Origin of the sequence: Pseudomonas soli (assembly GCF_900110655.1) — a bacterium.
GTDB classification, from domain to species: Bacteria; Pseudomonadota; Gammaproteobacteria; order Pseudomonadales; family Pseudomonadaceae; genus Aquipseudomonas; species Aquipseudomonas soli.
In genome coordinates, this window is sequence record NZ_FOEQ01000008.1 from 186,982 (window position 1) to 212,477 (window position 25,496).

The 25,496-nt window shown below is 62.4% G+C and carries 21 protein-coding genes and 7 tRNA genes; 26 read left to right on the forward strand and 2 right to left on the reverse strand.

Annotated elements, in window-relative coordinates; genetic code table 11:
• The first annotated feature begins 210 nt into the window (after nt 1–210).
• From acs to mgtE, 23 genes are all read left to right on the forward strand, one after another.
• Entirely contained in the window at nt 211–2,172 is a 1,962-nt protein-coding gene (gene acs, locus BMY03_RS18355) for an acetate--CoA ligase (RefSeq protein WP_038706576.1), read from the forward strand.
• A gap of 548 nt (nt 2,173–2,720) precedes the next feature.
• On the forward strand, nt 2,721–3,506 hold the full coding sequence (locus tag BMY03_RS18360) for an ABC transporter substrate-binding protein (protein ID WP_023630943.1): 786 nt from the start codon (nt 2,721–2,723) through the stop codon (nt 3,504–3,506).
• A 90-nt stretch (nt 3,507–3,596) separates the two neighbouring features.
• The gene (locus tag BMY03_RS18365; protein WP_023630944.1) at nt 3,597–4,286 is read left to right on the forward strand and encodes an ABC transporter permease; all 690 of its coding nucleotides are present in this window, start codon (nt 3,597–3,599) and stop codon (nt 4,284–4,286) included.
• Nucleotides 4,283–4,981: an ABC transporter permease gene (locus BMY03_RS18370; protein WP_094011865.1), complete on the forward strand. Its 699-nt coding sequence runs from the start codon at nt 4,283–4,285 to the stop codon at nt 4,979–4,981. Before BMY03_RS18365 ends, BMY03_RS18370 begins: the two co-directional genes overlap by 4 nt.
• A 22-nt stretch (nt 4,982–5,003) precedes the next feature.
• The gene (locus tag BMY03_RS18375; protein WP_023630946.1) at nt 5,004–5,768 is read left to right on the forward strand and encodes an ABC transporter ATP-binding protein; all 765 of its coding nucleotides are present in this window, start codon (nt 5,004–5,006) and stop codon (nt 5,766–5,768) included.
• 102 nt (nt 5,769–5,870) lie between these two features.
• Nucleotides 5,871–6,851, forward strand: coding sequence for a transcriptional regulator ArgR (argR, locus tag BMY03_RS18380; RefSeq protein ID WP_094011866.1), 981 nt, complete (start codon nt 5,871–5,873; stop codon nt 6,849–6,851).
• Nucleotides 6,852–7,179: 328 nt separating this feature from the next.
• Entirely contained in the window at nt 7,180–8,400 is a 1,221-nt protein-coding gene (locus BMY03_RS18390) for an aspartate aminotransferase family protein (protein WP_038706574.1), read from the forward strand.
• Between the two features lie 140 nt (nt 8,401–8,540).
• Complete coding sequence (gene aruF / locus BMY03_RS18395; protein WP_038706573.1) at nt 8,541–9,560, forward strand: arginine/ornithine succinyltransferase subunit alpha; 1,020 nt, start codon at nt 8,541–8,543, stop codon at nt 9,558–9,560.
• Nucleotides 9,561–9,615: 55 nt separating this feature from the next.
• Nucleotides 9,616–10,644 (forward strand): arginine N-succinyltransferase, encoded by a 1,029-nt coding sequence (gene astA, locus BMY03_RS18400; RefSeq protein WP_094011867.1) that lies wholly within the window; start codon nt 9,616–9,618, stop codon nt 10,642–10,644.
• Nucleotides 10,645–12,108 (forward strand): succinylglutamate-semialdehyde dehydrogenase, encoded by a 1,464-nt coding sequence (gene astD, locus BMY03_RS18405; RefSeq protein WP_094011868.1) that lies wholly within the window; start codon nt 10,645–10,647, stop codon nt 12,106–12,108. It begins immediately after the preceding gene.
• A 23-nt stretch (nt 12,109–12,131) separates the two neighbouring features.
• On the forward strand, nt 12,132–13,481 hold the full coding sequence (gene astB / locus BMY03_RS18410; RefSeq protein ID WP_094011869.1) for an N-succinylarginine dihydrolase: 1,350 nt from the start codon (nt 12,132–12,134) through the stop codon (nt 13,479–13,481).
• Nucleotides 13,482–13,495: 14 nt separating this feature from the next.
• Entirely contained in the window at nt 13,496–13,786 is a 291-nt protein-coding gene (locus tag BMY03_RS18415) for a hypothetical protein (protein ID WP_011534960.1), read from the forward strand.
• 10 nt (nt 13,787–13,796) lie between these two features.
• Nucleotides 13,797–14,804 carry a succinylglutamate desuccinylase gene (gene astE, locus BMY03_RS18420; RefSeq protein WP_094011870.1) on the forward strand — a complete coding sequence of 336 codons (1,008 nt, stop codon included), beginning with the start codon at nt 13,797–13,799 and terminating at the stop codon, nt 14,802–14,804.
• Nucleotides 14,805–15,107: 303 nt separating this feature from the next.
• Nucleotides 15,108–17,732 (forward strand): alanine--tRNA ligase, encoded by a 2,625-nt coding sequence (alaS, locus tag BMY03_RS18425; protein WP_160291116.1) that lies wholly within the window; start codon nt 15,108–15,110, stop codon nt 17,730–17,732.
• 83 nt (nt 17,733–17,815) lie between these two features.
• A complete protein-coding gene (locus BMY03_RS18430; RefSeq protein ID WP_028691060.1) occupies nt 17,816–19,051 on the forward strand; it encodes an aspartate kinase in 1,236 nt (411 codons plus the stop codon).
• A gap of 168 nt (nt 19,052–19,219) precedes the next feature.
• Nucleotides 19,220–19,408, forward strand: a complete 189-nt coding sequence (csrA, locus tag BMY03_RS18435) for a carbon storage regulator CsrA (protein WP_003254503.1) — start codon at nt 19,220–19,222, stop codon at nt 19,406–19,408.
• Nucleotides 19,409–19,480: 72 nt separating this feature from the next.
• Nucleotides 19,481–19,571 (forward strand) — tRNA-Ser (locus tag BMY03_RS18440).
• Between the two features lie 48 nt (nt 19,572–19,619).
• Nucleotides 19,620–19,696, forward strand: a tRNA-Arg gene (locus BMY03_RS18445).
• 70 nt (nt 19,697–19,766) lie between these two features.
• A tRNA-Arg gene (locus BMY03_RS18450) sits at nt 19,767–19,843 on the forward strand.
• A 70-nt stretch (nt 19,844–19,913) separates the two neighbouring features.
• A tRNA-Arg gene (locus tag BMY03_RS18455) sits at nt 19,914–19,990 on the forward strand.
• 70 nt (nt 19,991–20,060) lie between these two features.
• Nucleotides 20,061–20,137 (forward strand) — tRNA-Arg (locus BMY03_RS18460).
• A gap of 72 nt (nt 20,138–20,209) precedes the next feature.
• Nucleotides 20,210–20,286 (forward strand) — tRNA-Arg (locus tag BMY03_RS18465).
• A gap of 400 nt (nt 20,287–20,686) precedes the next feature.
• The gene (mgtE, locus tag BMY03_RS18470) at nt 20,687–22,129 is read left to right on the forward strand and encodes a magnesium transporter (RefSeq protein WP_023629439.1); all 1,443 of its coding nucleotides are present in this window, start codon (nt 20,687–20,689) and stop codon (nt 22,127–22,129) included.
• A gap of 65 nt (nt 22,130–22,194) precedes the next feature.
• Here mgtE and BMY03_RS18475 read toward each other — a convergent pair whose 3' ends face one another.
• Entirely contained in the window at nt 22,195–22,521 is a 327-nt protein-coding gene (locus BMY03_RS18475; RefSeq protein ID WP_003254499.1) for an Arc family DNA-binding protein, read from the reverse strand.
• Nucleotides 22,522–22,866: 345 nt separating this feature from the next.
• On the opposite strand from BMY03_RS18475, the gene phnN reads away from it, so the two are divergent.
• Together phnN and BMY03_RS18490 are read left to right on the forward strand one after the other, a co-directional pair.
• Nucleotides 22,867–23,490: a phosphonate metabolism protein/1,5-bisphosphokinase (PRPP-forming) PhnN gene (phnN, locus tag BMY03_RS18485; protein ID WP_094011873.1), complete on the forward strand. Its 624-nt coding sequence runs from the start codon at nt 22,867–22,869 to the stop codon at nt 23,488–23,490.
• Nucleotides 23,491–23,564: 74 nt separating this feature from the next.
• Nucleotides 23,565–23,641: transfer RNA gene (locus BMY03_RS18490), tRNA-Arg, on the forward strand.
• Between the two features lie 46 nt (nt 23,642–23,687).
• Here the strand turns inward: BMY03_RS18490 and BMY03_RS18495 are convergent.
• A complete protein-coding gene (locus BMY03_RS18495; RefSeq protein WP_232888127.1) occupies nt 23,688–24,212 on the reverse strand; it encodes a hypothetical protein in 525 nt (174 codons plus the stop codon).
• A 256-nt stretch (nt 24,213–24,468) separates the two neighbouring features.
• On the opposite strand from BMY03_RS18495, the gene BMY03_RS18500 reads away from it, so the two are divergent.
• Nucleotides 24,469–25,467 carry a sensor domain-containing diguanylate cyclase gene (locus BMY03_RS18500; protein WP_023629442.1) on the forward strand — a complete coding sequence of 333 codons (999 nt, stop codon included), beginning with the start codon at nt 24,469–24,471 and terminating at the stop codon, nt 25,465–25,467.
• Nucleotides 25,468–25,496 lie beyond the last annotated feature (29 nt).

The window sequence follows — 25,496 nt, forward strand, 5'->3', positions numbered from 1 at the left end:
TAAAGTCTTTTGACAGAATCTGTAACAATCACTGGCAAAGCGCTGCCTTTTGCCGCCGGCGATGGCTGGATGCCATGCGCTAGAGCGGTTGCTGTAAATTCGTGGGCTGACGGTTCGTCGCGTTACTACCAACGTCGAATGGTCTTTGTCGCTCTGGTACAGTTACAAACGCTTCCATACAAAAACAACTATTACACCGAGGTAACACAGATGAGTGCGGCTCCACTGTATCCCGTTCGTCCCGAGGTTGCGGCCAGTACCCTGACCGACGAGGCCACCTACAAGGCCATGTACCAGCAATCGGTGATCAACCCGGACGGCTTCTGGCGCGAGCAGGCCCAGCGTCTGGACTGGATCAAGCCCTTCACCAAGGTCAAGCAGACCTCGTTCGACGACCACCATGTCGATATCAAATGGTTTGCCGACGGCACTCTGAACGTCTCCTACAACTGCCTGGACCGCCACCTCGAAGAGCGCGGCGACCAGCTGGCGATCATCTGGGAAGGCGACGACCCTTCCGAGCATCGCAACATCACCTACCGTGAGCTCCACGAGCAGGTCTGCAAGTTCGCCAACGCCCTGCGTGGCCAGGACGTGCACCGGGGTGACGTGGTCACCATCTATATGCCGATGATCCCCGAGGCCGTGGTCGCCATGCTGGCCTGCGCGCGCATCGGGGCGATCCACTCGGTGGTGTTCGGCGGCTTCTCGCCCGAGGCGCTGGCCGGCCGCATCATCGACTGCAAGTCCAAGGTGGTGATCACCGCCGACGAAGGCCTGCGTGGTGGCCGCCGTACCCCGCTCAAGGCCAATGTCGACCTGGCCTTGACCAACCCTGAAACCAGCAGCGTGCAAAAGATCATCGTGTGCAAGCGCACTGGTGGCGACATCGCCTGGCACCAGCACCGCGATATCTGGTACGAAGACCTGATGAAGGTCGCCTCCAGCCACTGTGCGCCGAAAGAAATGGGTGCCGAGGAGGCGTTGTTCATCCTCTATACCTCCGGCTCCACCGGCAAGCCCAAGGGCGTGCTGCACACCACCGGTGGCTACCTGGTGTATGCCGCGCTGACCCACGAGCGCGTGTTCGACTATCGCCCGGGCGAAGTGTACTGGTGCACCGCTGACGTGGGTTGGGTCACCGGCCACAGCTACATCGTCTATGGCCCGCTGGCCAATGGTGCGACCACGCTGCTGTTCGAAGGTGTGCCGAACTACCCGGACATCACCCGCGTGTCGAAGATCGTCGACAAGCACAAGGTCAACATCCTCTACACCGCGCCGACCGCCATCCGCGCCATGATGGCCGAGGGCGAGGCGGCGGTCGCCGGCGCCGATGGCTCCAGCCTGCGCCTGCTGGGTTCGGTGGGCGAGCCGATCAACCCTGAAGCCTGGAACTGGTACTACAAGACAGTCGGCAAGGAACGTTGCCCGATCGTCGATACCTGGTGGCAAACCGAGACCGGCGGCATCCTCATCAGCCCCTTGCCGGGCGCCACGGGGCTCAAGCCGGGTTCGGCGACCCGTCCGTTCTTCGGCGTGGTGCCGGCACTGGTGGACAACCTGGGCAACCTGATCGACGGCGCCGCCGAGGGCAACCTGGTGATCCTCGATTCCTGGCCGGGCCAGTCGCGTTCGCTGTACGGCGACCACGACCGCTTCGTCGACACCTATTTCAAGACCTTCCGTGGCATGTACTTCACCGGTGACGGCGCCCGTCGCGACGAAGATGGCTACTACTGGATCACCGGCCGCGTGGATGACGTGCTCAACGTTTCTGGCCACCGCATGGGCACCGCCGAGATCGAGAGCGCGATGGTGGCGCATCCGAAGGTCGCCGAGGCGGCGGTGGTGGGCGTGCCGCACGACATCAAGGGGCAGGGTATCTATGTCTACGTCACCCTGAACGCCGGCGAGGAATCGAACGAGCAATTGCGCCTCGAGTTGAAGAATTGGGTGCGCAAGGAGATCGGCCCGATCGCTTCGCCGGACGTCATCCAGTGGGCGCCGGGGCTGCCGAAGACCCGCTCGGGCAAGATCATGCGCCGCATCCTGCGCAAGATTGCCACTGGCGAGTACGATGCGCTGGGCGATATCTCCACCCTGGCCGATCCAGGGGTGGTGCAGCACCTGATCGATACCCACAAGGCGATGAGCCTGGCTTCGGCCTGAGTCGAACCATCGCGGCAAGTCGGCTCCTGACGGTCGTGGGAGCGGGCTTGCCTCGCGATGAGGCTGTCACAAAAACCCCCGCCCATATCCGGCGGGGTTTTTGCTTTACTGATACAAACTGTTACTCCGAGAGTCATCGGTAACCGTCGCTGTCACCGATTGCGCCCAAATGCGGGGCTTGTGGAAACATCTGTATGCCAAATGGGTGCATTCTGCGAGCGTTTCGTGCAGGCTCGCACGCTGCGCTTGCCGGAATACAAGGCTTTGCCAATAATGGGCCCGCTTATTGCTTTGGGTATAGGTTATTTCTCTTTTGCTCTTGCATATCTCGCGGGAGCTGTCAATATCGCCCGCCGCGGTTCCTGGCGCTTCTGTAATTAGTTGTCGCTTTGAAGAAATATCGACCACCGGGCTGTCGCTAGAATGCCACTCACTCGCTCGTGGTCTGCGACCTTGGTCGAAACCTGCGCGGCTCGCGCTGTACCCATTCGCATATCGGGCAGCTGTTACAACTGCCTTGTATTGCCCCGTACCGATGGAGTTACCTGATGAAGAAGCTCGCACTGCTTGGCGCCTTGGCGCTTTCCGTGTTTTCCCTGGTATCGCAGGCCGATGAGAAGCCGTTGAAGATCGGTATCGAGGCCGCCTACCCACCCTTCGCCTTCAAGCAGCCCGATGGCAGCCTCGCCGGCTTCGACTACGACATCGGCAACGCCCTGTGCGAACAGATGAAAGCCAAGTGCACCTGGGTCGAGCAGGAGTTCGACGGTCTGATCCCTGCACTGAAAGTGCGCAAGATCGACGCCATCCTGTCGTCCATGTCGATCACCGACGACCGCAAGAAGTCGGTCGACTTCACCAAGCGCTACTACCTGACCCCGGCGCGCCTGGTGATGAAGGAAGGCACCACCGTCAGCGACAGCCTGGCTGAGCTCAAGGGCAAGAAGATCGGCGTGCAGCGCGGTTCGATCCACGACCGTTTCGCCAAGGAAGTCCTGGCCCCGCAAGGCGCCACCGTGGTGCCCTACGGTACCCAGAACGAAATCTACCTGGATGTCGCCGCCGGCCGCCTGGACGGCACCGTGGCCGATGCCACCCTGCTCGAGGACGGCTTCCTGAAGACCGATGCTGGCAAGGGCTTTGCCTTCGTCGGTCCGGCCTTCACCGACACCAAGTACTTCGGTGATGGCGTCGGTATCGCCGTGCGCAAGGGCGACACCGCCAACGCCGAGCGCATCAACGCCGCCATCGACGCGATCCGCGCCAACGGCAAATACAAAGAGATCGAGAAGAAGTACTTCAACTTCGACATCTACGGTCCAGACTCGAAGTAACCATCGAGTTTCACCTGTGCAATGGTGCAAACAGCAGAATCTCTGAGGTTTGCACCATTTTTCATTCCCAAGCCCTGAGGAATTCGAATCATGTTGAAAGGCTATGGGGCAGTCATCCTCGACGGGGCGTGGCTGACGCTGCAGCTCGCCCTGTCGTCGATGGCCCTGGCCATCGTCCTCGGCCTGATCGGCGTGGCGCTGCGTTTGTCGCCGGTGCGCTGGTTGGCCTGGCTGGGGGACCTGTACTCCACGGTGATCCGTGGCATCCCTGACCTGGTCCTGATCCTGCTGATTTTCTATGGCGGCCAGGACATCCTCAACCGGGTGGCGCCGCTGCTCGGCTATGACGACTATATTGACCTCAATCCCCTGGTCGCTGGCATCGGCACGCTGGGCTTCATCTTTGGCGCGTACCTGTCGGAAACCTTCCGCGGTGCCTTCCTCGGCATCCCCAAGGGCCAGGCAGAGGCGGGCGCGGCCTACGGCATGAGCGGTGTCCAGGTGTTCTTCCGCATCATGGTGCCGCAAATGATCCGCCTGGCGATCCCGGGCTTCACCAACAACTGGCTGGTGTTGACCAAGGCGACTGCGCTGATTTCGGTGGTCGGCCTGCAGGACATGATGTTCAAGGCCAAGCAGGCGGCGGACGCCACCCGCGAACCCTTCACCTTCTTCCTCGCGGTGGCGGCGTTGTACCTGGTGCTGACCAGTGTCTCGCTGCTGGCGCTGAAGTATCTCGAGAAGCGCTACTCGGTGGGCGTCAAGGCGGCTGAACTATGATCTTCGACTACAACGTCATCTGGGAAGCCATGCCGCTGTACCTGGGCGGTCTGCTGACCACCCTCAAGCTGCTGGCGCTGTCGCTGCTGTTCGGCCTGCTGGCGGCCATCCCGCTGGGCCTGATGCGCGTCTCGAAACAGCCGCTGGTGAACATCAGCGCCTGGCTGTACACCTACGTCATTCGCGGCACGCCGATGCTGGTGCAGCTGTTCCTGATCTACTACGGCCTGGCCCAGTTCGAGGCGGTGCGCGAGAGCATCTTCTGGCCGTGGCTGTCCAGCGCGACCTTCTGCGCCTGCCTGGCTTTTGCCGTCAACACCAGCGCCTACACCGCCGAGATCATCGCCGGCAGCCTCAAGGCCACGCCCCATGGCGAGATCGAGGCGGCCAAGGCCATCGGCATGTCGCGCATGAAGATGTACCGCCGCATCCTGCTGCCTTCAGCGCTGCGCCGGGCGCTGCCGCAGTACAGCAACGAAGTGATCATGATGCTGCAGACCACCAGCCTGGCGTCGATCGTCACCCTGATCGACATCACCGGTGCCGCGCGCACGGTCAACGCCCAGTACTACCTGCCTTTCGAGGCCTACATCACGGCGGGCGTGTTCTACCTGTGCCTGACCTTCATCCTCGTGCGCCTGTTCAAGATGGCCGAACGCCGCTGGCTCGGTTACCTGGCGCCGCGCAAGCACTGACCGCTCTGTGAGATCCGACAGTATGTACAAACTCCAAATCCAAGACCTGCACAAGCGCTACGGCAGCCATGAGGTGCTCAAGGGCGTCTCCCTCGAAGCCAAGGCAGGCGACGTGATCAGCATCATCGGCTCCAGCGGTTCGGGCAAATCGACCTTCCTGCGTTGCATCAACCTGCTGGAGCAGCCGCACGCGGGCAAGATCCTGCTCAACAACGAAGAGCTCAAGCTGGTCGCCGGCAAGGATGGCGCGCTCAAGGCTGCCGACCCGAAACAGCTGCAGCGCATGCGTTCGCGCTTGTCGATGGTGTTCCAGCACTTCAACCTGTGGTCGCACATGACTGCGCTGGAAAATGTCATCGAGGCGCCGGTGCACGTGCTGGGCGTGAACAAGAAGGAAGCGCTGGAGAAGGCCGAGCACTACCTGGCCAAGGTTGGCGTATCCCACCGCAAGGACGCGTTCCCCGGGCACATGTCCGGTGGCGAGCAGCAGCGTGTGGCCATTGCCCGCGCCCTGGCCATGGAACCGGAGGTGATGCTGTTCGACGAGCCGACTTCGGCGCTGGATCCGGAGCTGGTGGGCGATGTGCTCAAGGTCATGCAATCTCTGGCCCAGGAAGGCCGCACCATGGTAGTGGTCACCCACGAGATGGGCTTTGCACGCGAGGTTTCCAACCAGCTGGTGTTCCTGCACAAGGGCCTGGTGGAAGAGCGGGGCTGCCCGCGTGAAGTGCTGGTTAATCCACAGTCGGAGCGCCTCAAGCAGTTCCTTTCCGGCAGCCTGAAGTAAAGGCTGCACTTTTGCACCATGATGGGGCATGCTGCGCAACGCACGCAGCATGCCCCGGCGCCACAAGCGCGACCCTCCTTTTCAGGTTTCGGACCACGCCCTATGACCACCCAGCGAATCGGATTTCTCATCTGGCCCAGCACCAAGCCGCTGACCCTGGCGTTGGCCGAAGAGGTGTTGCAGGTGGCCCAGCGGGTGCATCCGGATGTGGTCTACACAATGTCCTTCCTGCAAGCCGAGGCTGGGCAGGAGGGCGCCTGGCGCCTGCCGGGCGAAGCGTGGGTCGGACGCCTGGAGGGCTATCACAAGCTGTTCCTGCTGGCTGATGAGCCGCCGGCGGCGATCGGTTCGGCATTGTCCGCCGCGCTCAAGCAGTTGGCGCGCAGCGGTTGCATGATCGGTGGCTTGTCGGCCGGGGTTTATCCGCTGGCGGCGCTGGGCCTGCTCGACGGCTACCGCGCCGCGGTGCATTGGCGCTGGCAGGATGATTTTGCCGAGCGCTTCCCCAAGGTGATCGCCACCAGCCATCTGTTCGACTGGGATCGCGATCGCCTGACTGCCTGCGGCGGCATGGCGGTGACTGACCTGCTGCTGGCGGTGCTGGCCCGGGACCATGGGGCGGAGCTGGCCGGCGCGGTGTCGGAAGAGCTGGTGGTCGAGCGCATTCGCGAAGGTGGCGAGCGCCAGCGCATCCCGCTGCAGAACCGCCTGGGCTCCAGCCACCCCAAGCTCACCCAGGCGGTGCTGCTGATGGAGGCCAACATCGAAGAGCCGCTGACCACCGACGAGATCGCCCAGCATGTGTGCGTGTCCCGCCGCCAGCTGGAGCGGATCTTCAAGCAGTATCTCAATCGCGTGCCCAGCCAGTACTACCTGGAGCTGCGCCTGAACAAGGCGCGGCAGATGCTGATGCAGACCAGCAAGTCGATCATCCAGATCGGCCTGTCCTGCGGGTTCTCCTCCGGGCCGCATTTCTCCAGCGCGTACCGCAATTTCTTCGGCGCCACGCCGCGCGAAGACCGTAACCAGCGACGTAACAGCAGCCCGTTCGAGCTGAGTTCGGCGCCGGCCGAGCGCGGCTGAAGACCTCCCTGCCAGCGAAGACGCTAGCGTGGGGCAAGCCGGCTCCCGCGCAGTGTATTGCTGGTGGGGGCGGGCTTGTCCCGCGATGCGATTTGTATATGTGAACACCCGTTCACCCAATTCTCACCGAGCATCTCCCCGCCACCCCCTGCTGCCGTTACACTGCGCGATTGCGACACTGTTTGTCGCATTGCCGAAAACCGCGTGAAAACTCGGTTTGGCGCTGTAACAAGTTGTCGCCTGGCAGCAAGGACAGGCGCCGATCAGTCCTTACAATCCCTTCATCGCTCGCCACTTCCAGGCCAGCGTTCCTCTTCAGGAGACTCAGATGTCCGTTGAGCAAGCCCCGGTGCAACGTGCCGATTTCGACCAGGTCATGGTTCCCAACTACTCCCCGGCGGCCTTCATTCCTGTGCGAGGCGAGGGCTCCCGAGTATGGGACCAGTCCGGGCGCGAGCTGATCGACTTCGCCGGCGGCATCGCGGTCAACGCACTCGGCCACTGCCATCCGGCGCTGGTCAAGGCGCTGACCGAGCAAGCCAATACCCTCTGGCATGTCTCCAACGTGTTCACCAACGAGCCGGCCCTGCGCCTGGCGCACAAGCTGGTGGACGCGACCTTTGCCGAGCGCGCCTTCTTCTGCAACTCCGGCGCCGAGGCCAACGAGGCCGCCTTCAAGCTGGCCCGCCGTGTCGCCCATGACCGTTTCGGCCCCGAGAAGCACGAGATCATCGCCACCGTTAACAGCTTCCACGGTCGCACCCTGTTCACCGTCAGCGTCGGTGGCCAGCCCAAGTACTCCGACGGCTTCGGGCCGAAGATCACCGGCATCAGCCACGTGCCGTACAACGACCTGGAAGCGTTGAAGGCGCAGATCTCCGACAAGACCTGCGCCGTGGTCATCGAACCGATCCAGGGCGAGAGCGGCGTGGTGCCGGCCGACAAGGCCTACCTGGAAGGCGCGCGCAAGCTGTGCGACGAGCACAATGCGCTGCTGATCTTCGATGAAGTGCAGACCGGCGTCGGCCGTACCGGCTCGCTGTATGCCTACCAGCACTACGGCGTCACCCCGGACATCCTGACCAGCGCCAAGAGCCTGGGCGGCGGCTTCCCGATTGGCGCGATGCTGACCACCAGCGACCTGGCCAAGCACCTGGCCGTCGGCACCCACGGCACCACCTACGGCGGCAACCCGCTGGCCTGTGCCGTCGCCTGCGCCGTGCTCGATGTGGTCAACACCCCGGAAACCCTGGCGGGCATCAAGGCCAAACATGAGCGCTTCAAGACCCGCCTGGAGAAGATCGGCCAGGATACCGGCCTGTTCACCCTGGTGCGCGGTGTCGGCCTGCTGATCGGCTGCGTGCTCAGTGACGCCTGGAAGGGCAAGGCCAAGGACATCCTCAACGCCGCCGAGAAGGAAGGTGTGATGGTTCTGCAGGCAGGCCCCGATGTCGTGCGCTTCGCCCCGAGCCTGGTGGTCGAGGACAGCGATATCGATGAAGGCCTGGAGCGCTTCGAGCGCGCTGTGCGCAAACTGACCCAGGGCTGATCCTGCGGTTCTGTCGCCGGCCTCTAGCGAGGCCGGCGATACCTGATTCCAGTGCGGGCACCTGCTTGCAGGTAGTGGCGCGTGCCCGCCGTTTTTTCGTGCCGAGTTGATCGGTGCGCTTTCCCGAAAGGAGTGACACCATGCTGGTGATGCGCCCCGCGCAAATGGCTGATCTGAACGAAGTGCAGCGCATGGCTGCCGACAGCCCCATTGGTGTCACCTCGCTGCCGGACGATGCTGGCCGCCTGGGCGACAAGATCGCCGCGTCGGAAACCTCTTTCGCCGCCGAGGTCAGCTTCAACGGCGAGGAGAGCTACTTCTTCGTGCTCGAGGACAGCGCCACCGGCGAGCTGGTCGGTTGCTCGGCCATCGTCGCCTCGGCCGGCTACTCCGAGCCGTTCTACAGCTTCCGCAACGAGACCTTCGTGCACGCCTCCCGCGAGCTGAAGATCCACAACAAGATCCACGTCCTGTCGTTGTGCCACGACCTAACCGGTAACAGCCTGCTGACCAGCTTCTACGTGGTGCCGGAGCTGGTGACCAGCGCCTTTGCCGAACTCAACTCGCGTGGCCGCCTGCTGTTCATGGCCTCGCACCCGGAGCGCTTCGCCGAGTCGGTGGTCACCGAGATCGTCGGCTACAGCGACGAGCAGGGCGAATCACCGTTCTGGGACGCTATCGGCCGCAACTTCTTCGACCTCAACTATGCCGACGCCGAGCGCCTGTGCGGCCTGAAGAGCCGCACTTTCCTGGCTGAACTGATGCCGCATTACCCGATCTATGTGCCGCTGTTGCCGGACGCCGCCCAGGAAGCCATGGGCCAGGTGCATCCGCGGGCGCAGATCACCTTCGACATTCTCATGCGCGAAGGCTTCGAGACCGAGCACTATATCGACATCTTCGACGGCGGACCTACCTTGCATGCCCGTACCTCGGGCATCCGCTCCATCGCCCAGAGCCGGGTGGTGCCGGTCAAGCTAGACGGCGCGTCGGTCAAGGGCGGCCGTCCGTACCTGGTGTGCAATGGCCAGTTGCAGGACTACCGCGCGGTGCTGCTGGAACTGGACTGGGTGCCGGGCAAGCCGGTCAGCCTCAGCGGCGAAGCTGCCGAGGCCCTGGGTGTCGGCGAGGGCGCCAGTGTGCGCCTGGTCGCGGTCTGAACCGCCGCAACAGAGAGTTTTGCGGCAGGCACAGACCGCCGCACAAGGAGATAGCATGATCGTTCGTCCTGTACGCAGCAGCGATTTACCCGCGCTGATCGAGTTGGCCCGCAGCACCGGTACCACCGGGCTGACGACGCTGCCTGCCAATGAGGAGCGCCTCGGCCAGCGGGTTGGCTGGGCGGAAAAGACTTTCCGCGGCGAAGCCGAGCGCGGCGATACCGACTACTTGTTCGTGCTGGAGAACGACGAGGGCCTGGTGGTCGGCATCAGCGCCATCGCTGGCGCTGTCGGCCTGCGCGAGCCCTGGTACAACTATCGGGTCGGCCTGACCGTCAGCGCTTCCCAGGAGCTGAACATCTACCGCGAGATTCCCACGCTGTTCCTGGCCAACGACCTGACCGGCAACTCCGAGCTGTGTTCGCTGTTCCTGCGCAGCGATTACCGCAGCGGGCTCAACGGGCGTCTGCTGTCCAAGGCGCGAATGCTGTTCATCGCCGAGTTCCCGCAACTGTTTGGCAACAAGATCATCGCCGAGATGCGCGGCATGTCCGACGAGGCAGGTCGTTCGCCATTCTGGGAAAGCCTGGGCCGGCACTTCTTCAAGATGGAGTTCAGCCAGGCCGACTACCTCACCGGCGTGGGCAACAAGTCGTTCATCGCCGAGCTGATGCCCAAGTTTCCGCTGTACACCTGCTTCCTCTCGGAAGCGGCGCGCAACGTCATTGGTCGCGTGCATGCCGATACGGAGCCGGCGTTGGCCATGCTCAAGCGTGAAGGTTTCAACTACCAGGGCTACGTCGACATCTTCGACGCAGGCCCCGCAATCGAATGCGAGACCTCGAAGATCCGCGCCGTGCGTGATAGCCAGACCCTGGTGCTGGCCGTTGGTACACCAGGCGACGACGCCACCCCTTTCATCATCCACAACCGCAAGCGCGAAGACTGCCGCATCACGGCCGCGCCGGCGCGCCTGGCCGCAGGCACCCTGGTGGTCGATCCGCAGACCGCCAAGCGCCTGCGCCTGGGCGCCGGCGACAACGTGCGTGCCGTGCCACTGTCCGCCGGTCGGGAGGCCCAGTAAATGAATACGCATTACATTGCCGGCCAGTGGCTGGCTGGCCAGGGCGAAGCCCTGCAGTCGCTCAACCCCGTCACCCAGGCGGTGATCTGGCAAGGGCAGGGCGCCGATGCCGCGCAGGTCGAGAATGCCGTGCAGGCTGCCCGCCAGGCGTTCCCCGCCTGGGCATCGCTGAGCCTGGATGCGCGTATTAACGTTCTGGAGGCCTTCGCCGAGAAGCTCAAGGCCAATGCCGAGGCGTTGTCGCGCTGCATTGGCGAAGAAACCGGCAAGCCGCTGTGGGAATCGGCCACCGAAGTGACCAGCATGGTCAACAAGGTTGCCATCTCGGTGCAGAGCTACCGCGAGCGTACCGGCGAGAAGAGCGGTCCGCTGGCCGACGCCACTGCCGTACTGCGCCACAAGCCCCATGGCGTGGTGGCGGTATTCGGCCCATACAACTTCCCCGGCCACTTGCCCAACGGCCATATCGTTCCGGCGCTGCTGGCGGGCAACTGCGTGGTGTTCAAACCCAGCGAGCTGACTCCCAAGGTTGCCGAGCTGACGGTCCAGTGCTGGATCGAGGCCGGGTTGCCGGCTGGTGTGCTCAACCTGGTCCAGGGCGCTCGTGAGACAGGCGTGGCGCTGGCCGCCAACCCAGGTATCGACGGCCTGTTCTTCACCGGTTCCAGCCGTACCGGCAACCTGCTGCACCAGCAGTTCGCCGGCCGCCCGGACAAGATCCTGGCCCTGGAGATGGGCGGCAACAACCCGCTGGTGGTTGACGAGGTCAAGGACCTGGATGCCGCGGTGTACACCATCATCCAATCGGCCTTCATCTCCGCCGGCCAGCGTTGCACCTGTGCCCGCCGCCTGCTGGTACCGCAGGGCGCCTGGGGTGACGCGCTGATCCAACGCCTGGTCGAGGTGAGCCGCAGCATCAGTGTCGGCGCCTTCGATCAGCAGCCCGCGCCGTTCATGGGGTCGGTGATTTCGCTGCAGGCGGCCCGCGCATTGCTGGCGGCCCAGGCCGAACTGCTCGGCAAGGGCGCCGTGGCGCTGCTGGAGATGACCCAGCCGCAGGCTGACGCCGCCTTGCTTACCCCCGGCATCATCGACGTCACTGCTGTGACCGGGCGCCCGGACGAGGAATTCTTCGGCCCATTGCTGCAGGTGATCCGATACGCCGATTTCGATGCGGCAATCGAGGAAGCCAACAACACCCAGTACGGCCTGGCCGCCGGCCTGCTGTCGGACTCCAATGCCCGTTACCAGCACTTCTGGCTGCGCAGCCGCGCCGGCATCGTCAACTGGAACAAGCAGCTCACCGGTGCTGCCAGCAGCGCGCCGTTCGGTGGTGTCGGTGCCAGCGGCAACCACCGCGCCAGCGCCTACTACGCGGCGGACTACTGCGCCTACCCCGTGGCTTCGCTGGAGACCGCGAACCTCGTACTGCCGGCGACCCTGACGCCGGGCGTCACCCTATAACAACAGGTCTCGGAGCCTTGCCGATGAAATCCTTTGAAGTGAATTTTGATGGCCTGGTGGGGCCGACCCACAACTACGGCGGCCTGTCCTACGGCAACGTGGCCTCGCAGAGCAACAGCCAGCAGGGTTCCAACCCGCGCGAGGCGGCGCGCCAGGGCCTGGCGAAGATGAAGGCGCTGATGGAAATGGGCTTCAAGCAGGGCGTGCTGGCCCCGCAGGAGCGCCCGGATGTGGCCGCATTGCGCCGCCTGGGTTTCACCGGCAATGATGCCGAAGTGATCCAGCGTGCCGCCAAGGAAGCCATGCCGCTGCTGGTCGCCAGCTGCTCGGCGTCGAGCATGTGGGTGGCCAACGCCGCCACCGTCAGCCCCAGCGCCGATACCGCTGATGGTCGTGTGCATTTCACCGCCGCCAATCTCAACTGCAAGTACCACCGTAGCATCGAGTACCCGACCACCAGTCGGGTGCTGGGCGCCATGTTCAGTGATGACAAGCACTTCGCTCATCACCAGGCCTTGCCGGCCGTGGCGCAGTTCGGTGACGAAGGCGCGGCCAACCATACGCGGTTCTGCCGTGCCTATGGCGAAGCGGGGGTGGAGTTCTTCGTCTATGGCCGCAGCGCCTTCGACAGCCGCTACCCCGCGCCGCAGAAGTATCCGGCGCGCCAGACTCTGGAGGCTTCCCAGGCCGTCGCCCGCCTGCATGGGCTGAGCGATGATGGCGTGGTCTACGCTCAACAGAATCCGGCAGTGATCGATCAGGGCGTGTTCCACAACGACGTGATCTCGGTAGGCAATGGCGAAGTGCTGTTCTACCACGAGGACGCCTTCCTCGAGACCGATGCGGTGCTTGGCCAGCTGCAGGCTAAACTGGCCAGCAAGGGTGGCCGCTTCCAGGGCATCTGCGTGCCGCGTGCGGCGGTGACGGTGGAGGACGCGGTGCGTTCCTACCTGTTCAACAGCCAGCTGCTCAGTCGCGAAGACGGCTCGATGCTGCTGGTGGTGCCGGAAGAGTGCCGCAACAACGAGCGGGTCTGGGCGTACCTGGGGCAACTGACCAGCCAGGGCGGTCCGGTGAAGGAGGTCAAGGTGTTCGACCTCAAGCAGAGCATGCAGAACGGCGGTGGCCCGGCTTGCCTGCGGCTGCGCGTGGCGTTGAAGGAAAACGAACTGGCGGCGGTGAACCAAGGCGTTATCATGACCGCCCCGCTGTACGACACCCTGGTGCAATGGGTCGACAAGCACTACCGCGATCGCCTCGGCGAGGCGGACCTGGCCGACCCGCAGTTGCTGGTGGAATGCCGCACGGCACTGGATGAACTGACCCAGATCCTCAAGCTGGGTTCGGTCTATCCGTTCCAACGCCAACCTTGAAGAGAGAAATTGCAATGTCCGACGCCCTGCGCCTGATCCTGGAAGATGAAGACGGCACCCAGCTGGAAACCTCGTGCACCCGTTTTGCGGTGGTCTGGCAAGGCAAGGAGGTGTGGATCCAGCAGGACGGTCGCGGCCAGCTGCTGATCGGCGTCGATGTCGAGGAAGACGACACCGAGTACGCCAACCTGCTGCTGCGCCCGATGGCCACCAACCTGGTCAGCCTGCAACTGGAAATGGAGCCGGCCGATGTCGCCGGTGACGACGACCACGTCCACGGCCCGGACTGCGGCCACCACCACTAAGGAAGCGCCTATGCTCGCCCTTGGCAAACTGCTTGAGCTGACCCTGACCGATCACGAACCGGCCGAGAAGACCCAAGTGACCACCCGGGGCGTGCGTTTGCGCTGGCTGGGGGAGGGTGCGTTGGAAGTGCGCCCGCCCGAAGGTGAGGATTGCGGGCTCGACCTGCTGCTGTCGGCTGGTATCCATGGCAACGAGACAGCGCCGATCGAGTTGCTCGAAAGGCTGCTGCACGGCGTGGCCAACGGCAAGATCAAGCCACGTGCGCGGGTGTTGTTCCTGTTTGGCAACCCGGCGGCGATCCGCAAGGGTGAGCGTTTCATCGAGCAGGACATCAACCGGCTGTTCAATGGCCGGCATGAACTGTCCAGTGGCTTCGAGGCATTGCGTGCCGCAGAGCTCGAGCAGTTTGCCCGGGTATTTTTCAGCAAACCCGAGCGCACCCGCCTGCATTACGACCTGCATACCGCCATTCGTGGGTCGAAGATCGAGCAGTTCGCGCTGTATCCCTACAAGGAAGGCCGCCAGCACTCCCGCCGAGAGCTGGCGCGTCTGGCGGCGGCCGGTATGGAGGCGGTGCTGTTGCAGAGCAAGTCGTCGATCACCTTCAGCGCCTTCACCTATGAGCAGCTCGATGCCGAGGCCTTCACCCTGGAGCTCGGCAAGGCCCGCCCGTTCGGGCAGAACGAGGAGGTCAACCTCGACAAGCTCGAAGCGCGCTTGATCCAGCTCATCGAAGATACCGAGCCGCAGATCGAGCAGTCCCTGGATGGCCTCAAGCTGTTCAGCGTCGCCCGCGAGATCATCAAGCACAGCGACAGTTTCCGCCTGCACCTGCCGGCGGACATCGAAAACTTCTCCGAGCTGAAAAAGGGCGATCTGTTGGCCGAGGACCTGGCCGAGACGCGTTGGGTGGTGGAGGAGGAGGGCGCACGGATCATCTTCCCCAACCCCAAGGTGAAGAACGGGCTGCGCGCCGGCATCCTGATCGTCCCGGATTCGGGGCAACGCCTGGCCTGATACCCGTAGGCGCGGGGCAAGCCCGCGCCTGCGATTTTGGATCCCTTCGGTGATGAAATTCTTTTAATTCACCAACCTGTTAATTTTCCCTGCCCCGGGACCGTAATTGGCTTGCCAGTAGCGAAACGCTGGCGATAGCATCGCGGTCATGCCGTTTTTAATTGCTTTAGCCCTGCAAGCCGTCCAATCGACGGTTTCTATCGCATAAACACACTGCACCGAGACTGCAGGACCGATATAATGCGGCCCTTTGCCGTCGTTTCGTCGATTCGACGTGTGGCCGCCGTTTCCGTGGAAGAACCTATGAAAAGCGCAGAAATCCGTGAAGCCTTCCTCCGCTTCTTCGAAGAGCAGGGACATACTCGCGTTGCCTCCAGCTCCCTGATCCCGGGTAATGACCCGACCCTGCTGTTCACCAACGCCGGCATGAACCAGTTCAAGGACTGCTTCCTCGGCCAGGAAAAGCGCGCCTACACCCGCGCCGTGAGCAGCCAGAAGTGCGTGCGCGCCGGTGGCAAGCACAACGACCTGGAAAACGTCGGCTACACCGCCCGTCACCACACCTTCTTCGAGATGCTGGGCAACTTCAGCTTCGGCGACTATTTCAAGCGCGATGCCATCACCTTCGCCTGGACCTTCCTGACCTCGGACAAGTGGTTGAACCTGCCCAAGGAAAAGCTGTGGGTCACCGTCTACGCCAGCGACGACGAAGCCTACGACATCTGGACCAAGGAAGTCGGCGTGCCGGCCGAGCGCATGGTGCGCATCGGCGACAACAAAGGCGCCCCGTACGCCTCCGACAACTTCTGGACCATGGGCGACACCGGCCCGTGCGGCCCGTGCACCGAGATCTTCTATGACCACGGCGCCGACATCTGGGGCGGCCCACCCGGCTCGCCGGAAGAAGACGGCGACCGCTACATCGAGATCTGGAACAACGTCTTCATGCAGTTCAACCGTACCGCCGACGGCGTCCTGCACCCGCTGCCCGCCCCGTCGGTGGACACCGGCATGGGCCTGGAGCGCATCAGTGCGGTGATGCAGCACGTGCACTCGAACTACGAGATCGACCTGTTCCAGAGCCTGCTGGCCGCCGCCGCCGAAGCCATCGGCTGCAGCAACGACGACCAGCCATCGCTGAAAGTGGTCGCCGACCATATCCGTTCCTGCGGCTTCCTGATTGCCGACGGCGTGCTGCCGTCCAACGAAGGCCGTGGCTACGTGCTGCGCCGCATCATTCGCCGCGCCTGCCGCCACGGCAACAAGCTGGGCGCCAAGGGCAGCTTCTTCCACAAGATCGTCGCCGCCCTGGTGGCCGAGATGGGCGAAGCCTTCGCTGAGCTGAAGAGCCAGCAGGCGCACATCGAGCGCGTGCTCAAGACCGAGGAAGAGCAGTTCGCCAAGACCCTCGAGCAGGGCCTGCGCATCCTCGAGCAGGACCTGGCCCAACTGCAGGGCAAGGTCGTCCCGGGCGACGTGGTGTTCAAGCTGTACGACACCTACGGCTTCCCCATGGACCTCACCGCCGACATCGCCCGCGAGCGCGAGTTGACCATCGACGAAGCCGGCTTCGAGCGTGAAATGGAAGCCCAGCGCGAGCGTGCCCGTTCCGCCAGCGCCTTCGGCATGGACTACAACAGCCTGGTCAAGGTCGACACCGCCACCGATTTCCTCGGCTACGACACTACCGAAGGGCAAGGCAAGATCGTCGCCCTGTACAAGGATGGTCAGTCGGTCGACCAGTTGGGCGAAGGCGAGGAAGGCGTGGTCGTGCTCGACCGCACGCCGTTCTACGCCGAGTCCGGCGGCCAGGTTGGCGACAGCGGCTACTTGCAGGCCGCTGCCGCGCGCTTCGACGTGCGCGATACCACCAAGACCGGTGGTGCCTTCCTGCACCACGGCGTGGTCGCCAGCGGTGCGCTGGTCATCGGCTCGCCGGTCGAGGCCAAGGTCGATGCCGAGGTGCAACACGCCACCTCGCTGAACCACTCGGCCACTCACCTGCTGCACGAAGCGTTGCGCCAGGTGCTGGGCGATCACGTGCAGCAGAAGGGCTCGCTGGTCGACAGTCAGCGCCTGCGTTTCGACTTCAGCCACTTCGAGGCGGTGACGCCTGCGCAGATCAAGGCCCTGGAAGACATCGTCAACCGCGAAGTGCGCAGGAACACCCCGGTCGAGACCGAGCTGACCGATATCGAAACCGCCAAGGCCAAGGGCGCCATGGCACTGTTCGGTGAGAAATATGGCGACACCGTGCGTGTGCTGAGCATGGGCGGTGATTTCTCCGTCGAGCTGTGTGGCGGCATCCATGCCAAGCGCACCGGCGACATCAGTCTGTTCAAGATCATCAGCGAAGGCGGCGTGGCCTCTGGCGTGCGCCGTATCGAAGCGGTCACCGGCGCCGCTGCGCTGGCCTACCTGAACGCTGCCGAAGAGCGGGTCAAGGAAGCCGCGCAGCTGGTCAAGGGCAACCGCGACAACCTGATCGACAAGCTGTCGGCTGTGCTTGAGCGCAACCGCCAGCTGGAAAAGCAGCTCGAGCAGCTGCAGGCCAAGGCCGCCAGCGCCGCCGGGGACGATCTCTCCAACGCGGCCGTTGAGGTCAAGGGTGCCAAGGTCCTCGCCGCCCGCCTGGATGGGCAGGATGGCAAGGCCCTGCTGGCGCTCGTCGATCAGCTGAAGAACAAGCTCGGCCATGCAGTGATCCTGCTGGGCAGCGAGCATGAGGGCAAGGTCGTGCTGGTGGCTGGCGTGACCAAGGACCTCTCCAGCCAACTCAAGGCTGGCGATCTGATGAAACAAGCCGCTGCGGCGGTCGGTGGCAAGGGCGGCGGTCGCCCTGACATGGCCCAGGGTGGTGGCGTCGACGTCGCCGCGCTGGACAAGGCCCTGGCCCTGGCAGTGCCGTTCGCCGAGCAGGGACTTTGAGATGAGGCGGCCGGCGGTCTAGTCGCCGGTCGTTTCATGTTGGATTGTTTTTTGGGGCCCTTTAGGGCTGAGGCACCTTTGAAATGGCGTTGATCGTACAGAAATTTGGCGGTACCTCTGTCGGTTCCATCGAGCGGATCGAGCAGGTTGCCGACAAGGTCAAGAAATTCCGCGAGCAAGGCACCGACCTGGTGGTCGTGCTGTCGGCGATGAGCGGGGAAACCAATCGCCTGATCGACCTGGCGAAGCAGATCACCGACAAGCCCGAACCCCGCGAGCTGGACGTGATCGTCTCGACCGGCGAGCAGGTCACCATCGCCCTGTTGTCCATGGCCCTGATGAAGCGTGGCGTGCCGGCGGTGTCCTACACCGGCAACCAGGTGCGCATCCTCACCGACAGCGCGCACAACAAGGCGCGCATCCTGCAGATCGACGACCAGAAGATCCGCGCCGACCTCAAGGCCGGCCGTGTCGTGGTGGTTGCCGGTTTCCAGGGTGTCGACGAGCACGGCAACATCACCACCCTCGGTCGTGGCGGCTCCGACACCACCGGCGTGGCCCTGGCGGCGGCGCTGAAAGCCGACGAGTGCCAGATCTACACCGATGTCGATGGCGTCTACACCACCGACCCGCGTGTCGTGCCCCAGGCCCAGCGCCTGGAGAAGATCACCTTCGAAGAGATGCTGGAAATGGCCAGCCTCGGTTCCAAGGTGCTGCAGATCCGCTCGGTGGAGTTCGCCGGCAAGTACAACGTCCCGCTGCGCGTGCTGCACAGCTTCAAGGAGGGTCCGGGTACCCTCATTACCATCGATGAAGAGGAATCCATGGAACAGCCGATCATTTCCGGTATCGCCTTCAACCGTGATGAGGCCAAGCTGACCATTCGTGGCGTCCCGGACACCCCAGGCGTTGCCTTCAAGATCCTCGGCCCGATCAGCGCCGCGAACATCGAAGTCGACATGATCGTGCAGAACGTCTCGCACGATAACACCACCGACTTCACCTTCACCGTGCACCGCAACGAGTACGAGAAGGCGCTGAGCGTGCTGGAGAACACCGCCCGCGAGATCGGCGCGCGTGAAGTGATCGGCGACACCAAGATTGCCAAGGTATCGATCGTCGGCGTCGGCATGCGTTCCCACGCAGGGGTTGCCAGTCGCATGTTCGAGGCCCTGGCCAAGGAGAGCATCAACATCCAGATGATCTCCACCTCCGAGATCAAGGTCTCGGTGGTGATCGAAGAGAAGTACCTGGAGCTGGCCGTACGCGCGCTGCACACCGCGTTCGAGCTCGATGCTCCTGCCCGACAGGGTGAGTGACACGCTGCCTGGAGGGGCGCGGCTTGCCGCGCCCTTCGCGTTTCTGGTCGCAGCGGCTGTCCCTGTCCAGGCAGCCGTGGCGGTCGATCCGGGCCAGTGCCGTCGTCCCCGGCCAGGCCCAGCTTTTCAAAGACTGTTGTCCCTGAAGATTCATGTGAGGAGAAAACTATGCTGATTCTGACTCGTCGGTGCGCCGAGAGCCTGATCATTGGTGACGGTGAGATCACCGTGACGGTCCTGGGTGTCAAAGGCAACCAGGTGCGTATCGGCGTGAGCGCGCCGAAAGAAGTGGCCGTTCACCGCGAGGAAATCTACCTGCGGATCAAGAAAGAGAAGGACGAGGAGCCAAGCCTTTAATTCTTTTGAAGTTTTTTTCAAAAAAAGGGTTGCAAACGAGGAAGGGTGTGTTTAATATTCGCCTCGTGTTGCGGTGAGGTGGCCGAGTGGCCGAAGGCGCTCCCCTGCTAAGGGAGTATACCTCATAAGGGTATCGGGGGTTCGAATCCCCCCTTCACCGCCATTATTTGCCTGAAGCGCTTCAAGCGATTCGAATGGCACAGCAAGACACGGACTCATAGCTCAGCTGGATAGAGTACTCGGCTACGAACCGAGCGGTCGGAGGTTCGAATCCTCCTGAGTCCGCCACTTTTGAAGTGGCTTTGCTTGCGAGGCTGCTTCAATCAACCAGTGGTAATCTGGTCTAAAACTACCCCACGGACTCATAGCTCAGCTGGATAGAGTACTCGGCTACGAACCGAGCGGTCGGAGGTTCGAATCCTCCTGAGTCCGCCACTTTTGAAGTGGCTTTGCTTGCGAGGCTGCTTCAATCAACCAGTGGTAATCTGGTCTAAAACTACCCCACGGACTCATAGCTCAGCTGGATAGAGTACTCGGCTACGAACCGAGCGGTCGGAGGTTCGAATCCTCCTGAGTCCGCCACTTTTGAAGTGGCTTTGCTTGCGAGGCTGCTTCAATCAACCAGTGGTAATCTGGTCTAAAACTACCCCACGGACTCATAGCTCAGCTGGATAGAGTACTCGGCTACGAACCGAGCGGTCGCAGGTTCGAATCCTGCTGAGTCCGCCACTTTTTGAAGTGGCTCTGCTTGCAAAGACGCTTCAACAAGCCAGTGGTAATCTGGCCTAAAACTACCACCACGGACTCATAGCTCAGCTGGATAGAGTACTCGGCTACGAACCGAGCGGTCGCAGGTTCGAATCCTGCTGAGTCCGCCATACATCAAGAAGCCCGCTCATTTGAGCGGGCTTTTTGTTTTCCGTATGCGCTGAATTGTCGCAGATGTCCATCTAAGCTACTGCTGTAGGCGAACCTTGCAAGGATCTGCTGCTGTAGATCGAGTCGATACAAAACGAATGTGCTTTTAACGCCAGAGCAACCGTCGCACTGATGGCTTCGAGCGTTGTCATAGCTTTAGCGCGCAAACGATTGTTCTAGCCAAAAATTTAAGCGATCCGACAGCTTGCACAGTGTATGATTGCGCCCGTCAGCCCCGCCGGGGCTTGTGGAATACCACCATGGACTTACCCAGTAGTTACTCGCTAACACGCTTCATACAGACAGATCTGACCGATTGATTCTCCCGGCGTGCTCCGCTGCTGGGAGTGGAGTTCGCCTATGACCGAAATCGAAGTAAAGAAAACCCAAGACAGCCTGCAGGATCGCCTGGCCCAGGTGATCGAACTGTTGCAGCGCCAGCGGGTGGTCGAGGACCTGACGCACCGTCAGGAAGGTCATCACCATGACCTGGTGGAAAACCTGGTCCACCGCCAGAACCTGGTCGAGCTGCAGCGCAAGCTCGACGACCTGCACCCCGCCGACATCGCCTACATCCTCGAAGCCCTGCCCCTGGACGATCGCCTGACGGTCTGGCAGTTGGTGCGCTCCGACCGTGACGGCGACATCCTGCTTGAAGTCTCCGATGCCGTGCGCCAGACCCTGATCGCCGACATGGACGATCACGAGTTGCTGGCGGCCGCCAAGGAGATGGACGCCGACGAACTCGCCGACCTGGCTCCGGAATTGCCTCGCGATGTCGTTCATGAGCTCATGGAGAGCCTCGATGCCCAGCAGCGCGAGCGTGTGCGCTCGGCTCTGAGCTACGACGAGGAGCAGGTCGGTGCGTTGATGGACTTCGAGATGGTCACCATCCGCGAAGATGTCAGTCTCGAAGTGGTATTGCGCTACCTGCGCCGGCTCAAAGAGCTGCCAGGGCACACCGACAAGCTGTTCGTGGTCGATTACGACGGTATTCTCAAGGGCGTGCTGCCCATCAAGCGCTTGTTGGTCAACGACCCGGACAAGAAAGTCGCGGAGGTCATGGCCAATGACCCGGTGACCTTTCACCCCGAGGAAGATGCCTACGACGCGGCTCAGGCCTTCGAGCGATACGACTTGGTCTCCGCTCCGGTGGTGGACAAGAAAGAGCGCTTGATCGGCCGCCTGACCATCGATGAAATGGTCGATCTGATCCGTGAGGAAAGTGAGAGCGAAGTGCTCAACATGGCCGGTCTGCGCGAGGAGGAAGACATCTTTGCCTCGGTCTGGCGCTCGCTGCGCAACCGTTGGGCCTGGCTGGCCATTAACCTGATCACCGCGTTTGTGGCGTCGCGGGTGATCGGCCTGTTCGAAGGCTCCATCGAGAAGCTGGTGGCCCTGGCGGCATTGATGCCGATCGTTGCCGGTATCGGCGGTAACTCCGGCAACCAGACCATCACCATGATCGTTCGCGCCATGGCACTGGACCAGGTGTCACCGGGCAACACCAGCCGTCTGATGCGCAAGGAGCTGGCGGTATCGTTGATCAATGGCCTGGTCTGGGGTGGTGTGATCGGGGTGGTGGCGTTCTGGCTGTACGGCAGTTGGTCGTTGGGGTTGGTCATGACCGCCGCGATGACCTTGAACCTGCTGCTGGCAGCGCTGATGGGTGTACTGATCCCGATGACGCTGACGCGCCTGGGCCGAGATCCGGCAATGGGGTCGAGCGTGATGATCACTGCCGTCACCGACAGCGGTGGATTCTTTATCTTCCTCGGCCTGGCAACGCTGTTCCTGATGTAGGTCGAGGGAGCGCCAGAAACAAGAAAGCCAGCTTACGCTGGCTTTTTTGTGTGCGCTTGGTTGGATCAGGACGCGTCGGCGGCCATTTCCACATCGTGAGCGATGAGGGCGACCAGCGCATTCTGCTGGCGGTGGGACAACTGGCGGAAGCGTTGCAGCAGTTCGCGTTCGTGAAGGCTGAGCTCTGGGCTGTCCAGGCGCATGCTCAGCTCGTCACCCAGAGCACCTTCCTGGATGAGACTCTGCTCCAGGCGGGCGATGATCTCGGAGTTCATGCTGCGGTGATGGTTGCGCGCTACCTCGGCAATGCGCTCACGCATCCCGTCTGGCAGGCGGACGACAAACTTGTCAGCGGTGCGGCTGGAGTAGATAGCCTGTTTCATTGGGCGCATATAAATTGACCGGTTGTTCTGGTTCAGGGGAGCGGTTCTCAAATTGGCCGCACGGTGGAAGTACGACCGCGGCGACGACAAAATGTTCAACCGTGATGTGATTTTGGTTCTTCATCTTGCCTCATGGTCGCCGTTTCCTTGGCGTCAATTCTGTGACAAATAGTGATCTCGATAAAGGCTTTTTGCCAGTACCAATTATCAGAAATGAGCACTGGTTTGAAAAGTTTCACATTCATCGAATTGCACAGGTGTCAGACAAATGCCGTCAAAATCTGGTAAAAGACAGCAAAGGGTCAGGGAAAATCACTAAATGCGCTGGTTTTCCATACATTGAGCATAGTGGCTATGCAATATGACGCAAGCGGTGGGGCGGCCTCAAGGGGTCGCTTGATATACCTCATGGGACCGTCTGGGGCGGGAAAAGATTCCCTACTCGAGGCGGTCCGTGAGCGATTGCTCGCCCAAGGGATTGAAACCGCCCGGAGGGTCATCACGCGCTCTGCCGAAGCAAAGGGTGAAGCCGCGCATGGCGTGAGCGCAGAACGTTTCGAGGCGATGCGCGAAGCGGGGGCCTTTGCGTTGGACTGGCAGGCCAATGGCCTGCGCTATGGCATCCCAGCACAGCTGGATCTCTGGCTCGCTGCAGGGCGCTCGGTACTGGTCAACGGTTCCCGGGCGTACCTGCCGATTGCCCGGCAGCGCTATCCCGACCTCGTGGCCGTGGGGCTGGTCGTTTCACCGCTGGTACTGCGCCAGCGCTTGCTAGCCCGGGGGCGGGAGAGCACCGAGCAGATCGAGCAGCGCCTGGCCCGAAACTTCAGGCTGCAGGCCTACGATTCCGGCGTGCATGTCGTGGACAATTCCGGGTCGTTGGCCGGTGCGGTGGAGGCGTTGATTGCACTGTTGCGTAGCGAAGGCGTGATCGCTGACACGGAGGGTAAAAGGCCGACGTGCATAATGCCCGATTGATACATGACAAATGCGCACATGCTGGTTAACATGCTCGCCGTCCCCGCCGTACAGCGTCCGCTGTTGGCTCCAGTGTCTCAGTAGCTCAATTGGATAGAGCATCCCCCTCCTAAGGGGAAGGTTGCAGGTTCAAATCCTGCCTGGGACGCCATTTCCCCTTGTGCTTTTCCATAGCCCAGTGTGCCCGCGTACCTGCCTCAGAGCTGGGCGCTGTAACGTTGCTCGGTATCCCGGGCATCCTCAGAGGCTAGCCTGCCCTGCGACTGGCTGGCGACCTGCGCGTTTTGCGCCTGATGTTCGACCTTGGCCTGGACCTTCGCTTCAATCTCTTCCTGCATACGTCGAGCGATCAGCTGATCGACCCTCATTTTTTGCTCGGGCGGCAACGCGTCGTACTCCTCCGGACTCAAGCCGAGCTCCTGAAGCATCTTTTCCTTGATCTTCTCTGCCGGCGACTTGGCCATGTAATCGCGAAACTCCTGTAGGGCGCTGGATCCTTCCTGTTTGCCCACGCTGGCCTGTTCACGCTTGGCCGCGTCCGGATTCTGCAGCATGACCATCAGCTTGGCGAAGGCCTCCTTGCGATTGTCTTCGGCGTGTTGCTGCGAAGTGCTGCCCTGATTGTTCTGCTGTGCTGAGGTTTTCGCGCTGGCCATCAGCGGCTGGAGCGCAGGCAACTGTGCTGCAGACTGTTCGAGAACGCTGCGTTGCTGTTGCTGCACGGTCTGCCACCCCAGGCCGTTCGCTGTGATAAGCATGTTTCCTCCATGAACGACTGTTAGAGAGGCGACTAAAGGGGCAAAAGCTGTGCCAGCGGTGGTGGAGCGGCAAAATAGGCCGTAAGGGCTATTCCGGCGACCTTTCGCTCGGAATATGCTTGCCCGGCAGAGGAACGGTATTGCCGCTAGCGGCAAAAAATAGCAAGTGTCGGCAGCACCGGTTACGGGGCGCAGTTGCTGGGCAACAGGGAGAGCGTCCATGAGTCAGGCAGCAAAGCCGATACCGGCTGGCTTCACCGAGCAGCAATTGCACACCTTGTTCGAACTGATCAGCGACGGCATCTGGGACTGGGATGCCAACAGCGGCTACGTCTACCGCAACCCGGGCTGGTACGCGATGCTGGGTTACCCCAGTCACTCGCTGGACAACTCCGTGCTGACCTGGGAAAGCGTGATACACCCGCAGGACTATCCGCGGGTGATGGCGCATTTCGAGGCCTATATCACCCAGCGCAACGAGCGCTACCGCATCGAGTACCGGTGCCGTTGCCAGGATGGCAGTTACCTGTGGGTCGAGGACAGCGGCCATATCATCGCCCGCAACGCCGATGGCTCGGTGGCGCGAATGCTCGGGGCCCATCGCAATATCGACGCAGGCAAGCGCCTGGTGGAGGAGCTCGAACAGCGCAACCAATCGCTGGAGGGCCAGGTGGCCGAACGTACCCGTGAGCTGTCATGGGTCAACCAGCAATTGCAGCGGCAACTGGATGAGAACCGCGAGCTGGCCGAGCGGGATGCGTTGACCCGTACCGCCAACCGCTATCGCCTGGAGAAAACGCTCCAGCAGGAGTGTGAGCGCGCCCGGCGCTTCCGTGAGCCACTGGCATTGATCGCCATGGACCTGGACGACTTCAAGCCGATCAACGACCTGCACGGTCATGCCCGCGGGGATGCCGCGTTGATCGAGGTCACCGAGCGCATCCGTCAGTGCCTGGGTGGTCGGGGGCTGCTGGCCCGCTGGGGAGGTGATGAGTTTGCCGTGGTGTTGCCGCGCACATCGCTGGAACAGGCCTGTGAGGTGGCGTCGGCGATCCGCACGGCGATGGCGGCGATCGAGCCCATCGGCACGTGTCGGCTGACCATGAGCTATGGCGTGGTGCAGTGGCGTGAGGGTGACGATGTCGGCGGGTTGCTGGCACGGGCGGATCAGGCGCTGTATCGGGCCAAGGCGGATGGCAAGAACACCGTAGCCGAGTGATGGTCAAAAAAGACCCGCGGCGCCTGGGG

Excerpts from the sequence above, each read along its gene's own strand:
- argR (WP_094011866.1), top strand. The coding sequence starts at position 5,871 with ATGACCACCCAGCGAATCGGATTTCTCATCTGGCCCAGCACCAAGCCG.
- BMY03_RS18500 (WP_023629442.1), top strand. The coding sequence starts at position 24,469 with ATGAGTCAGGCAGCAAAGCCGATACCGGCTGGCTTCACCGAGCAGCAA.
- BMY03_RS18370 (WP_094011865.1), top strand. The coding sequence starts at position 4,283 with ATGATCTTCGACTACAACGTCATCTGGGAAGCCATGCCGCTGTACCTG.
- mgtE (WP_023629439.1), top strand. The coding sequence starts at position 20,687 with ATGACCGAAATCGAAGTAAAGAAAACCCAAGACAGCCTGCAGGATCGC.
- astE (WP_094011870.1), top strand. The coding sequence starts at position 13,797 with ATGCTCGCCCTTGGCAAACTGCTTGAGCTGACCCTGACCGATCACGAA.
- acs (WP_038706576.1), top strand. The coding sequence starts at position 211 with ATGAGTGCGGCTCCACTGTATCCCGTTCGTCCCGAGGTTGCGGCCAGT.
- BMY03_RS18375 (WP_023630946.1), top strand. The coding sequence starts at position 5,004 with ATGTACAAACTCCAAATCCAAGACCTGCACAAGCGCTACGGCAGCCAT.
- phnN (WP_094011873.1), top strand. The coding sequence starts at position 22,867 with ATGCAATATGACGCAAGCGGTGGGGCGGCCTCAAGGGGTCGCTTGATA.
- BMY03_RS18430 (WP_028691060.1), top strand. The coding sequence starts at position 17,816 with ATGGCGTTGATCGTACAGAAATTTGGCGGTACCTCTGTCGGTTCCATC.
- csrA (WP_003254503.1), top strand. The coding sequence starts at position 19,220 with ATGCTGATTCTGACTCGTCGGTGCGCCGAGAGCCTGATCATTGGTGAC.
- aruF (WP_038706573.1), top strand. The coding sequence starts at position 8,541 with ATGCTGGTGATGCGCCCCGCGCAAATGGCTGATCTGAACGAAGTGCAG.
- astB (WP_094011869.1), top strand. The coding sequence starts at position 12,132 with ATGAAATCCTTTGAAGTGAATTTTGATGGCCTGGTGGGGCCGACCCAC.
- BMY03_RS18390 (WP_038706574.1), top strand. The coding sequence starts at position 7,180 with ATGTCCGTTGAGCAAGCCCCGGTGCAACGTGCCGATTTCGACCAGGTC.
- BMY03_RS18415 (WP_011534960.1), top strand. The coding sequence starts at position 13,496 with ATGTCCGACGCCCTGCGCCTGATCCTGGAAGATGAAGACGGCACCCAG.
- alaS (WP_160291116.1), top strand. The coding sequence starts at position 15,108 with ATGAAAAGCGCAGAAATCCGTGAAGCCTTCCTCCGCTTCTTCGAAGAG.
- astA (WP_094011867.1), top strand. The coding sequence starts at position 9,616 with ATGATCGTTCGTCCTGTACGCAGCAGCGATTTACCCGCGCTGATCGAG.
- BMY03_RS18475 (WP_003254499.1), bottom strand. The coding sequence starts at position 22,521 with ATGCGCCCAATGAAACAGGCTATCTACTCCAGCCGCACCGCTGACAAG.
- astD (WP_094011868.1), top strand. The coding sequence starts at position 10,645 with ATGAATACGCATTACATTGCCGGCCAGTGGCTGGCTGGCCAGGGCGAA.
- BMY03_RS18360 (WP_023630943.1), top strand. The coding sequence starts at position 2,721 with ATGAAGAAGCTCGCACTGCTTGGCGCCTTGGCGCTTTCCGTGTTTTCC.
- BMY03_RS18365 (WP_023630944.1), top strand. The coding sequence starts at position 3,597 with ATGTTGAAAGGCTATGGGGCAGTCATCCTCGACGGGGCGTGGCTGACG.